Below are 12,023 nucleotides of genomic sequence, written 5' to 3' on the forward strand. Positions count from 1 at the left end.
ATATTTCGTTTCTTTGCAATGCAAATTTATTTTAAAAAAAATTCAATGTCGCATAAAGCAGGTTTTGTAAGCATAATAGGAAAGCCAAATGTTGGTAAATCCACGTTAATGAATGCCCTGGTGGGGGAGAAGCTATCGATCATCACTCCGAAGGCCCAAACTACCCGTCACCGTATTCTTGGAATTGTCAATGAAGAAGATTCACAAATTGTTTTTTCAGACACACCCGGCATCATAAAACCCCGTTATGGACTACAGGATTCAATGATGAATTTTGTCAAAGGCGCATTAAGTGATGCAGATTTAATTTTATTCGTTACAGACATCAATGAACAACATGATGAAAATGATGTACTGGAAAAAATAATCAATACCACTATCCCTATGATTGTACTGATCAACAAAATTGACGGTGCAACCCAGGAGCAGGTAGAAGAGAAACAAGCCTACTGGCAGGAACTGTTAAAACCTAAACATATTTATGCAATCTCCGCCTTACATAAATATAACCTGGATGGAATTATGGAAAGAATCTTAGAATACCTTCCCGTACACCCACCCTACTATGATAAAGGTGACCTGACAGACAAGACACAACGTTTCTTTGTTTCTGAGATTATCAGAGAGAAAATCTTCAACAATTACCAGAAAGAAATCCCTTACAGTACAGAAGTAGTGATCACTTCTTTCAAAGAAGAAGAGAAAATTACCAGGATCAGTGCAGAGATCATTGTAGAACGCGATTCTCAGAAAAACATTCTGATTGGTAAAGGTGGCGCTATGCTGAAAAAGGTTGGTACTGAAGCACGCAAGGATATTGAGAAATTTTTAGATCAGAAAGTCTTCCTTGAAACCTTCGTAAAGGTACTTCCGGACTGGCGTAGTAAAAAGAACTATTTAAAAAGTTTCGGGTACGAAAATTAAACCTACCTTTGCAACCCCTTAATAATTAATACAATTCACAAAACACATGAGTAACATTATCGCAATCGTCGGAAGACCAAACGTAGGCAAATCTACCCTTTTTAATCGCTTAACTGAAAGTCGTAAAGCAATTGTTGATGATTTCAGTGGTGTAACACGCGATCGCCATTATGGCGTTGCTGAATGGACACACAAACAATTTACTGTAATTGACACAGGAGGTTATGTAGCAAATTCTGAAGACCTATTTGAAGCGGCAATCCGTGAACAAGTAGTTATCGCGATCGAAGAAGCTTCCGTTATCCTGTTTATGGTTGACGTAATCACTGGAATTACAGATTTAGATGATGAAATAGCACAGCTATTACGCCGTAGTAAAAAACCGGTTTTCATTGTCGTAAATAAAGTAGACAATACTTCATTAGAAAATGATGCAGCTGTATTCTACGGATTTGGCCTTGGAGATATTTATTCAATCTCTTCGATGACAGGTTCAGGTACAGGTGACTTACTGGATGACGTGATCTCACATTTTGAAGATGACGTAGTCGAAGAAAATGCTTTACCAAAACTGACTATAGTCGGCAGACCAAATGTGGGTAAATCTTCCCTGATCAACGCCTTAATGGGCCAGGATAGAAACATCGTTACCCCAATTGCAGGTACAACACGTGATTCCATCCATATTCACTACAATCAGTTCGGACATGAATTTATGTTCATCGACACCGCAGGGCTTCGTAAAAAAACAAAAGTAAAAGAGAACATCGAGTTTTATTCTGTTATGCGTACCATTAAGGCTCTTGAAGAGGCTGATGTAGTATTGCTGATGATTGACGCTGTTGATGGGCTGGAGTCTCAGGATGTTAATATTTTCCACTTAGCAGAGAAGAACAAAAAAGGTATCGTAATTCTGGTTAACAAATGGGATTTGGTAGAGAAAGATCATAAAACTATGAAAGCTTTCGAAGAACAAATCCGTGTTAAATTACAACCATTCACAGATATTCCGATCGTATTTACTTCAGTATTGAGTAAACAACGTATTTTCAAAGCAGTTGAAACAGCATTAGAAGTGTTCAAAAACAGGGGAAAGAAAATTCCTACCTCAAAACTGAACGACGTGATGCTGCCAATCATTGAAAAATATCCGCCACCAGCATTAAAAGGAAAATACATTAAAGTAAAATATGTGACGCAAATCAATGCAACCTCACCAATGTTTGCTTTCTTCTGTAACCTTCCTCAATACATCAAAGAACCGTATAAACGTTTCATTGAGAATAAATTACGTGAAAACTTCGACTTTAGCGGAGCACCAATCCAGATCTACTTCAGACAGAAATAGAAACTGAAAATCATCAACAAGCGGTATTAGATTTAATACCGCTTTTTTTATGCCTGAATAAGTAAGTTTTGAATGCCGGACAAGCCTTATTGCATGCTCGATATCGCCTGCTTTACCATACTGTCATTTAAGTTTAAAGCCTTATAATAACCCGCTTCCCCCAAATGATACTTACACAGTAAAGCCTTCAGGTCACTATAAATAACCGGCTTTGCAGCAGCCAGCTGCCTGGGATCAATCACAATATTTTTGCTCTGTATAAACTTCACAAAGTCTTTATAATCCATATCACTGATACTGAAAGCTGCTAAATTCTGCTCCAGGTAAGCCGCACTATAACGATTCGCCAAAACATCGAATACATAATCAAAAAGAACCTTTTTAGTTAAAAGCGTTCCATAAAACTTATTCATTCCGGTTGTATCCATTTTCACATAGATATCCGGTTCAATGCCGCCACCTGCAAAAACTTTTTTACCAGAACCCGTTGTAAAAGCAAGATTTCTTCTCAAACTATCTTTTGCAGCTACAGGTTTATCCGTCAATTCGCCATCATTATAACGGTCATCGATTTCATTCTGATAGGCTGTGTATCCTTTTTTATAAGACTTTTGAATACTACGGCCCAAAGGTGTATAATACCTTGCAATGGTTAGATTCAATGCAGAACCATCCCCAAAAGGAAATTGCTCCTGTACCAGCCCCTTTCCAAATGAACGGCGTCCAATAATAATCCCCCTATCCAGATCCTGAACAGCACCTGCCAGTATTTCACTCGCAGAAGCCGTATTCTCATTGATCAGCACAGCAAGTTTACCATTTTCAAACTCCCCTCCTCCTGTTGCAATATAATCTGTACGCGGTTCGTGTTTTCCCTCTGTATAGACAATCAGCTTATTTTCTGCAAGAAGCTGATTAGCCAGTCCGGTAGCTGCAGTCAAATAACCTCCGCCATTATCACGCAGATCAAGTACCAGTTTTTTCATTCCCGCAGCCTTCAGTGTTTTCACAGATTCTATAAAATCCTTATCCGTATTTGCCCCGAATTCACTGATACGGATATACCCCGCATCCGCATTGATCATATAAGCAGCATCAATACTGCTCACACTTACTCTCCCCCTTTTAATAGTTAACATCACAGGATGCGCCGATCCGGAATGCAAGACTACCAATTGAACCGGAGTCCCTTTTTTGCCCTTGATCTTCCCGATCATTTTATCTCTGGTCAAGTGTTTACCACTGACAAATAAACTGTCAATTTTTAAAATTTTATCCCCTAGTTTTAATCCTGCAACCGAAGCCGGGCCATCTTTGATCACATTCGTAACCAGCAGCGTATCTTTAAGAATATAATACTCAATACCGATCCCTTCAAAATTGCCTTCCAGCATATCTGACTGTGCATTTGCTTTGACCGGAGGAAGATAAACACTATGGGGATCGAGCTGATGTAATAAACTATCGATCTCCAGGTGACTTAAAGTATCCGCATTAATCTCATCCACATAATTCCTGTTGATCAGATTGATAATTTCATCTACCTTATTTGAGTTTTTATCCGCGAACTGGACACTGCGTTGGAAAGTGAACCCCTGATCCTTTAAAAACTTGTAACCCAGAAACATACCACCTATTAATGTGACAGAATAAGTGATTGCGACAAGCAGGTTTTTGCGGGTGGTTGGTTTCATGAAATAGCAGTTGCACAAAGCTATAAAATTACGCTGTTAATTAACCTATTAACCCCATTAGAATTGTAATTGTTTAAGATTTTATTATAATCCTCATTTGTTTATAAATATTCAGCTGTAAATCTGTCCGAAATGCATTCATATTTCCCTGTTAAAAAGAAATTGACGATTTTTAACAAAAAATACATAAAATGATACGGATCACCGAACAAGAATCGAAGTACAATAATATTGATCAGATGGAAGTGCTTGACATTCTGAAAGGTATAAATAACGAAGATAAAACAGTTCCCATGGCAGTGGAAAAGGCGATCCCGCAAATTGAGAAACTGGCTACTGCTGTAGCAGAGCGAATGAAAAGCGGAGGAAGGTTATTCTATATCGGCGCAGGTACAAGCGGCAGACTGGGCGTAGTTGATGCTTCAGAATGTCCACCTACATTTGGCGTGCCTTTTGATGAGGTGGTCGGGATTATTGCAGGTGGAGATAAAGCAATCAGACGCGCTGTAGAAAACGCAGAAGATGACGATGCCCAGGCCTGGATAGACCTGCAGGAATTTACGATCAATGCAAAAGACAGCCTGATTGGCCTTGCCGCATCAGGAACTACCCCTTATGTGGTAGGCGGACTGAAAAGAGCAAGAGAAAACGGTGTACTCACCGGTTGTATCATCTGTAATGAAGGAGGCCCTGTGGCCGAAGCCAGCGATTTCCCTGTTGAAGTTGTCGTAGGCCCGGAATTTTTAACGGGATCCACCCGGATGAAATCCGGTACAGCCCAGAAACTAGTCCTGAATATGCTGAGTACAACTGTTATGATCAGATTAGGCCGCGTAAAAGGAAACAGAATGGTCGACATGCAATTAACGAATCATAAACTCGTTGACAGAGGTACACAAATGGTCATGAATGAACTACAAATCGACTATAAAAAAGCCGAAGACCTGCTGATCCGTTACGGAAGTGTCAGAAAGGCTGTGGAAGCCGGTACTAAATAAAAATATTATGCACGAAATAGAACCATTTTACCGCTGGCGTGACGACTATATAGCCGCGGAAGACCCCCGGTCACCATTTTATAATACCGAATACTCTGAGTTTTATTTCGATAAACAGCTATACAATTTCCTGATTCATCCGCAATGGGATGATTTTGGCTCCAATACACTTTATATTAAGGTGCTGTTTGTGGACTATGACCATCATTATGCGATCATTGAATTTATCGGTGAATGGAATGATGCCATAGGAAATGATATTATGCTGCTTAAAAGAGAAATTCTCGAACTAATGATCGATGAAGGCATCAACAAATTTATCCTGATTGGAGAAAACATTCTTAATTTCCACGCCTCAGAGGATAGCTATTATGAAGAATGGTTCCAGGATGTTGAAGACGGATGGATCACCGGACTCAATTTCAACCCGCATGTAATTGAAGAATTCAGAAGCAGCAATATTGATTACTATATCAACTTTGGTGGCGAACTTGACGATTTGGCATGGAGAACAGCAAAACCCCTTCAAATCTTCCATAAAGTTGAAGAAATTCTGACAAAAAGACTAGGGGCATAGCTTTTGCTGATACAAATAGATTCGTATATTTAATTAAATTTTAAAATAACATGGATAACAACAATAATAATTGGTCACAACAATCAGTATTTGTGGAAAACCAAACAGGAACAGTTGCAAAGAAATTTTTTGCCAACGTGTTTTTATGGATGTTTGTAGCGTTGAGTTTATCAACACTGGCTGCAGTTTACATGGCAAATACGCCAGAAATGTTAAGCTACCTGATCAATCAGGAAACAGGTAAAATGTCTATGATAGGTTATGTTGCTATGTTTGCTCCGCTTGGACTGGTACTTTTGATGAGTGCAGGGCTGAGTAAGTTATCATACAGTGCTTTATTAGGCGTATTTATTCTGTATTCAGTATTGACCGGTGTCAGTCTGAGTTTTATCTTATTGATTTATACAACAAGTTCAGTAGTAGCTTGTTTTGCTGCTGCTGCAGGGATATTTGGTTTAATGGCTGTACTGGGTTACACCACCAACACCGATTTAAGTAAATTCGGATCAATCTTAATGATTGGTGTAGTAGGACTGGTTATTGCCAGTGTAGTGAACATGTTCCTGAAAAGTTCAAGCTTTGACTATATCATGAGTTTCTTCGGTGTAGCGATTTTCACTGCATTAACTGCTTATGACGTTCAAAAATTGAAACGTATCGGGGCAGGTATTGAAGAAAACGGTGGTACTATGGCTGTTGATGACACTAAGAAATTAGCGATCATGGGTGCCCTATCTCTATACCTTGACTTCCTGAATATCTTTATCTTCTTATTGAGAATATTCGGAGGAAGAAAATAAACCAGTATTCCTGGTTAAAAAGCCGGCCAGTGAAGTGCCCTCAGTAAGTCAGACACTTATTAAGGGCACTTCACTGGCCGGCCTTTTTTTGTTGATCTTTAGCACTATTCTCAATTACATCCATAGAAGAATACGCTAACCACACAGAACATTGTTCCGTACTATGTGTTCATTTGCCTGATTTTTGCAATTTTATATGCTTTAAACTCTATTTGCTTGGAAATGATTTTTCTTTGTTGCATTTTTGTATGAGCTTATAAAGAAAGACGGAGGGATTAGACCCGACGAAGTCTTAGCAACCTGTGCTTACAAGGTGCTACATTCTACTCGAACAGTTTCGGCTGTTCCTGACAGATAAGTTAATTCGATCCGACACCGGATTTCTGATTAGGCCTTTATATAAAATTTTCTGTCTTCAAGATACTGGCATCGCATTAGTTGCTTGAATACAGACAAATGGCTATCCAACACAGATAATGAGCATAAGAGAAGAGCTTAAAAAACGAATACTAATCATCGATGGCGCAATGGGCACCATGATCCAGCGCTATATCCTAACTGAAGAAGACTTCAGAGGAGAGCGCTTTGCGAATCATCCATGCGACGTCAAAGGAAATAATGACCTGCTGAATATTACCCGTCCTGATATCATCAAAGCTATACATACCGAATATCTTAAAGCAGGAACAGATATCATCGAGACCAACACTTTTAGTACGCAAAGGATCTCTCTTGCGGATTATAAGATGGAAGAACTTGACTATGAAATGAGTTTCGAAGGTGCTAAAATAGCCAAAGAAGCAGTCAATGAATTCATGGCCGCAAATCCAGACCGCGTTTGTTTCGTTGCAGGTGCCGTAGGCCCTACCAACCGTACCTTGTCTATCTCACCAGATGTAAATGATCCGGGATACAGAGCCTTAACCTTTGATGAACTAGTTGACGCTTACTACGAACAAATCAGAGGACTGGTTGATGGCGGATCAGACCTGTTATTAATTGAGACCATTTTTGATACTTTAAATGCGAAGGCGGCAATCTTTGCAATCAAAAAATATGAAGAAGTTATCGGGCGTAAAATTGAGATTATGATTTCCGGAACTATTACAGATGCATCAGGCAGAACACTGTCCGGTCAGACTGTAGAAGCTTTCCTGAATTCAATCATTCATGCTAACCCATTGAGCATAGGCTTTAACTGTGCATTGGGTGCAAAAGACATGAGGCCCCATATTGAAGAGCTCTCTGCTAAAGCACCCTGTTATGTATCTGCATACCCTAATGCAGGTTTACCGAATGAATTTGGCGCTTATGATGAAATGCCCAATGAAACAGCGTCACTGGTCTCAGACTTTATTCAGCACGGTTTTGTCAATATCGTGGGTGGTTGTTGTGGTACTACGCCAGAGCATATCGCAGCGATTGCCGCAAAAGCCAAAAATATTACCCCAAGACAAATACCAGAAATACCACGTTACCTTCGCCTGAGCGGACTTGAACCCGTAACCATTACGCCCGAAAGCATGTTTGTTAATATTGGTGAAAGAACTAATATCACAGGCTCCCCAAAATTCTCCAAGTTAATTTTAAGCGGTGACTACGAAGCTGCACTTGCCGTTGCCAGGCAACAAGTAGAAGGTGGTGCGCAGGTCATTGACGTGAACATGGACGAAGGGATGCTGGACTCTGAAGCCGCAATGACGAAATTCCTGAACCTGATTGCTTCAGAACCTGATATTTCCAAACTGCCGATCATGGTCGATTCCTCTAAATGGAGTGTCATTGAAAACGGTTTAAAATGTTTACAGGGAAAAGGGATTGTCAACTCCATTTCGTTAAAAGAGGGAGAAGATAAATTCCGTGAAAGTGCCCGTAAGATTATGAATTACGGTGCAGCAATCGTAGTGATGGCCTTTGATGAAAATGGACAAGCAGATAACTTTGAACGTAGAAAAGAAATCTGTAAACGCTCATACGATATCCTGGTAGAGGAAATTGGCTTCCCGGCAGAAGATATTATCTTCGACCCGAATATCTTAACCGTAGCCACCGGTTTAGAAGAACACAACAACTATGCAGTTGATTTTATCAACGCAGCACGCTGGATTAAAGAAAACCTGCCCTATGCGAAAGTAAGTGGTGGTGTATCCAATATATCTTTCTCTTTCAGAGGAAATAATACCGTACGTGAAGCTATGCACTCTGCCTTTCTGTTCCATGCCATTAAAGCCGGACTGGATATGGGAATTGTGAATGCCGGGATGCTGGAAGTTTATGAAGCTATCCCTGCCGAGTTACTGGAACGCGTAGAAGACGTTTTATTAAACCGCCGCGAAGATGCTACAGAACGTCTGGTAGACTTTGCAGAAACCGTAAAATCTAAAGGAAAAGAACTCGTTAAAGACGAAGAATGGAGAAAAGCACCTGTAGAATCCCGTCTGTCCCACTCTTTGGTCAAAGGTATTATTGAATACCTGGATGCCGATGTAGAAGAAGCGAGACAACAATACGACCGCCCTATTCATGTCATTGAAGGTCCGCTAATGGACGGAATGAATATCGTAGGTGACTTATTCGGTGCCGGAAAGATGTTCCTCCCTCAGGTCGTAAAATCAGCCAGGGTAATGAAGAAAGCTGTAGCTTATCTGCTTCCCTTTATTGAGCAGGAGAAACTGGACAACCCGGATGGTGACCAAAGCTCTTCGGCCGGCAGAATCTTACTTGCCACAGTAAAAGGTGACGTTCATGATATCGGTAAAAACATTGTAGGCGTGGTATTGGCCTGTAACAACTTTGAAATTGTTGATTTAGGCGTGATGGTCCCTGCACAGGAAATTATCAGAAAAGCCAAAGAAATTAACGCAGATATTATTGGTTTAAGCGGACTGATTACACCTTCACTGGATGAAATGGTTCACTTTGCCAAAGAGATGGAACGTGAAGGCTTTACCGTACCCCTGTTGATTGGTGGCGCAACCACTTCCAGAATACATGCTGCCGTAAAAATAGCACCGAACTATTCGGGCCCAGCCATTCACGTGCTGGATGCCTCCAGAAGTGTGACTGTATGCAGTACTCTGATGAACGCGGAAGCCCGCGGTGGTTATATTGATAATATCAGGCTGGAATATGATAAAGCACGCGAAGCGCATTTGAATAAACGCAATGATAAACGTTTCAAATCTATTGAAGAAGCAAGGACCGATAAATTTACGATTGACCCTGCCCTTGTAGCTCCTGCACCTAAATTTCTCGGGACTAAAACATTCGAAGATTACCCGCTGGAAACCCTTGTGCCTTATATTGACTGGACTCCTTTTTTCCACACCTGGGAATTAAGAGGCAGTTACCCAAAAATATTCAATGACAAATCTGTTGGCGTAGAGGCAAAAAAACTATACGATGATGCCCGCGTACTTTTACAAAAGATCGTTGATGAAAAGTTACTGACCGCTAAAGCAGTTATCGGTTTCTGGCCGGCACATGCCAAAGGCGATGATATCGTATTAGACGTAGCAGGCGAACCCGTAACGATTCATACCCTGCGTCAGCAAGCGGAGAAAGTTGCCGGAGAACCTTATTATGCCTTATCAGATTTCGTGGCAACCAAAGAAGACGGAGTTCAGGACTATTTTGGTGGTTTTGCTGTGACTACAGGTATTGGCTGTGACGAAATGGTTGCTGAATTTGAAGCAAACTATGACGATTACAACAGTATTATGGCAAAAGCACTAGCAGACAGGCTGGCTGAAGCCTTCGCTGAACACTTGCATGAATTAGTCCGTAAAGATTACTGGGGCTATGCAAAAGACGAACAATTAACTAACGAAGATCTGATCAAAGAAGAATACGCAGGTATCCGTCCGGCACCAGGTTACCCTGCATGCCCGGATCACACCGAAAAAGAAACATTATTTGACTTATTAGGTGCAGAACAAAAGATCGGGCTGCGCTTAACAGAAAGCTTTGCGATGTATCCAACTGCAGCAGTCAGCGGATTTTATTTCTCACACCCTCAATCCAGATACTTCGGCCTTGGGAAAATAACCAAAGATCAGGTAGAAGAATATGCAGTCAGAAAAAACATGTCACTTGAAGATACCGAAAGATGGCTTAGTCCGAATTTAGCCTATTAACCTCACAACAAAACTTAAATGAAGATCACCGACCACGTTAACAACGCCAAGGGTAAAACCTTGTTTTCTTTTGAGCTCCTGCCGCCAGTTAAAGGAAAAAGCATCACAGATATTTATGATGCCATAGATCCTTTGATGGAGTTTAATCCACCCTTTATTGATGTGACCTATCATAGAGAAGATTATATCTATAAACAACATGACAACGGCTTGCTGGAAAAGGTGTCTTACCGTAAACGTCCAGGTACCGTAGCCATCTGTGCGGCAATCATGAACAAATACAAAGTAGATGCTGTTCCGCATTTAATTTGTGGTGGTTTTACCAAAGAAGAAACCGAAAATGCCCTGATTGACCTTCAGTTTTTAGGAATTGATAACGTATTGGTTTTACGCGGAGATGCCAGACACGCAGATTCGACCTTTATCCCTACCCCCGGCGGACACGCTTATGCCACTGATCTGTTAGGTCAGGTTAACGATATGAATAACGGAAAATATCTTTTTGAAGATCATTCAGCCTTCCAGACAGATTTCTGTATTGGTGTAGCCGGCTATCCGGAAAAGCATTTTGAAGCACCTAACCTAAAGGCCGACTTTAAATACCTGAAGCAAAAAGTAGATATGGGTGCAGAGTTTATCGTGACCCAGATGTTTTTCGACAATGCCAAATACTGTGATTTTGTTGCCCAGTGCAGAGCAAATGGGATAAATGTCCCCATTATTCCCGGACTTAAGCCGATTACTTCTTCTAAACAACTCATCAGTTTACCAAAAATATTCCATATCGATCTGCCGGAAGATTTGACAGAAGCCGTTCAGGAATGTAAAAATGAGAAGGACGTAAAAGAGGTAGGAATAGAATGGATGATCCAACAGTGCAAAGAGTTAATCAAGGTTGGCGCTCCAGTACTTCATTTTTATACCATGAGTAATCCTGAACCAACAAAAAGAATTGCCCGCGCAGTTTTCTAATTTAGAGGTCAGATTCTGCTCCTGATGAATATTTGGCAGATTCTTTGTATATTTCGTTCTCTACAAAGAACGATATGAGAAGGACGACATTGATGGTACTTACAGTTATTGGCACTTTAACTTCCTGTAATGCCTTAAAGAATACGGTAGAGGCAAGTTCAGATTTATCCAAACTCGGAGGAACCTGGGAACTGAATTATATCTCAGGCCCAAGGATTGCTTTCAACGGTTTGTATCCAGGCCAAAAGCCAACCCTGATTTTTGACCTTGCTGATAAAAAGGTAAGCGGTAATAGCAGCTGTAACTCTTTCTCAGGAAAGCTGAATGCAGATGATACGTCCATTAACTTTAATCAGCCAATGGCAGTTACAAAAATGGCCTGCCCCGGTGAAGGAGAATCTGTTTTCTTTGAAACCTTAAAAAAAGTAAATAAATACTCCATCAAAGGAGATACGATACTTAATTTTATGATGGGTGATATCGCCATCATGCGATTTAAAAAGATAAAATAATATAAAGCCTGTTTAATTTGAATTAAACAGGCTTTTTTTCTAAAAGAATATCCAACTGGCCA

9 protein-coding genes and 1 riboswitch are annotated in these 12,023 nt (G+C 40.5%); of the genes, 8 read left to right on the forward strand and 1 reads right to left on the reverse strand.

What is annotated here, in order from left to right; genetic code table 11:
• Positions 1–45 precede the first annotated feature (45 nt).
• On the forward strand, positions 46–924 hold the full coding sequence (gene era / locus ABIB30_RS19200; RefSeq protein WP_111633120.1) for a GTPase Era: 879 nt from the start codon (positions 46–48) through the stop codon (positions 922–924).
• A 46-nt stretch (positions 925–970) separates the two neighbouring features.
• Positions 971–2,272, forward strand: a complete 1,302-nt coding sequence (gene der / locus ABIB30_RS19205; RefSeq protein WP_068405690.1) for a ribosome biogenesis GTPase Der — start codon at positions 971–973, stop codon at positions 2,270–2,272.
• Positions 2,273–2,358: 86 nt separating this feature from the next.
• Here der and ABIB30_RS19210 read toward each other — a convergent pair whose 3' ends face one another.
• Complete coding sequence (locus tag ABIB30_RS19210; RefSeq protein WP_354304666.1) at positions 2,359–3,966, reverse strand: S41 family peptidase; 1,608 nt, start codon at positions 3,964–3,966, stop codon at positions 2,359–2,361.
• A 191-nt stretch (positions 3,967–4,157) separates the two neighbouring features.
• On the opposite strand from ABIB30_RS19210, the gene murQ reads away from it, so the two are divergent.
• The 6 genes from murQ (at position 4,158) to ABIB30_RS19240 (ending at position 11,961) form a co-directional block, all read left to right on the forward strand.
• Positions 4,158–4,964 (forward strand): N-acetylmuramic acid 6-phosphate etherase, encoded by an 807-nt coding sequence (gene murQ / locus ABIB30_RS19215; RefSeq protein WP_354304667.1) that lies wholly within the window; start codon positions 4,158–4,160, stop codon positions 4,962–4,964.
• Positions 4,965–4,971: 7 nt separating this feature from the next.
• Positions 4,972–5,541 (forward strand): hypothetical protein, encoded by a 570-nt coding sequence (locus tag ABIB30_RS19220; protein WP_354304668.1) that lies wholly within the window; start codon positions 4,972–4,974, stop codon positions 5,539–5,541.
• A gap of 50 nt (positions 5,542–5,591) precedes the next feature.
• Positions 5,592–6,341 carry a Bax inhibitor-1/YccA family protein gene (locus ABIB30_RS19225; RefSeq protein ID WP_354304669.1) on the forward strand — a complete coding sequence of 250 codons (750 nt, stop codon included), beginning with the start codon at positions 5,592–5,594 and terminating at the stop codon, positions 6,339–6,341.
• A 251-nt stretch (positions 6,342–6,592) separates the two neighbouring features.
• Positions 6,593–6,702, forward strand: a riboswitch (SAM riboswitch).
• Positions 6,703–6,817: 115 nt separating this feature from the next.
• A complete protein-coding gene (gene metH / locus ABIB30_RS19230) occupies positions 6,818–10,477 on the forward strand; it encodes a methionine synthase (RefSeq protein ID WP_354304670.1) in 3,660 nt (1,219 codons plus the stop codon).
• A gap of 18 nt (positions 10,478–10,495) precedes the next feature.
• Positions 10,496–11,449: a methylenetetrahydrofolate reductase [NAD(P)H] gene (gene metF, locus ABIB30_RS19235; RefSeq protein WP_354304671.1), complete on the forward strand. Its 954-nt coding sequence runs from the start codon at positions 10,496–10,498 to the stop codon at positions 11,447–11,449.
• A 74-nt stretch (positions 11,450–11,523) separates the two neighbouring features.
• Positions 11,524–11,961, forward strand: coding sequence for an META domain-containing protein (locus ABIB30_RS19240; protein ID WP_068405668.1), 438 nt, complete (start codon positions 11,524–11,526; stop codon positions 11,959–11,961).
• Positions 11,962–12,023 lie beyond the last annotated feature (62 nt).

It is taken from the genome of Pedobacter sp. UYP1 (assembly GCF_040547305.1).
Taxonomy (GTDB): domain Bacteria; phylum Bacteroidota; class Bacteroidia; order Sphingobacteriales; family Sphingobacteriaceae; genus Pedobacter.

What these genes read in the sequence shown, in the direction of transcription:
- murQ (WP_354304667.1), top strand. Translation starts at nt 4,158, where the DNA reads ATGATACGGATCACCGAACAAGAATCGAAGTACAATAATATTGATCAG.
- metF (WP_354304671.1), top strand. Translation starts at nt 10,496, where the DNA reads ATGAAGATCACCGACCACGTTAACAACGCCAAGGGTAAAACCTTGTTT.
- ABIB30_RS19220 (WP_354304668.1), top strand. Translation starts at nt 4,972, where the DNA reads ATGCACGAAATAGAACCATTTTACCGCTGGCGTGACGACTATATAGCC.
- ABIB30_RS19240 (WP_068405668.1), top strand. Translation starts at nt 11,524, where the DNA reads ATGAGAAGGACGACATTGATGGTACTTACAGTTATTGGCACTTTAACT.
- era (WP_111633120.1), top strand. Translation starts at nt 46, where the DNA reads ATGTCGCATAAAGCAGGTTTTGTAAGCATAATAGGAAAGCCAAATGTT.
- ABIB30_RS19225 (WP_354304669.1), top strand. Translation starts at nt 5,592, where the DNA reads ATGGATAACAACAATAATAATTGGTCACAACAATCAGTATTTGTGGAA.
- ABIB30_RS19210 (WP_354304666.1), bottom strand. Translation starts at nt 3,966, where the DNA reads ATGAAACCAACCACCCGCAAAAACCTGCTTGTCGCAATCACTTATTCT.
- metH (WP_354304670.1), top strand. Translation starts at nt 6,818, where the DNA reads ATGAGCATAAGAGAAGAGCTTAAAAAACGAATACTAATCATCGATGGC.
- der (WP_068405690.1), top strand. Translation starts at nt 971, where the DNA reads ATGAGTAACATTATCGCAATCGTCGGAAGACCAAACGTAGGCAAATCT.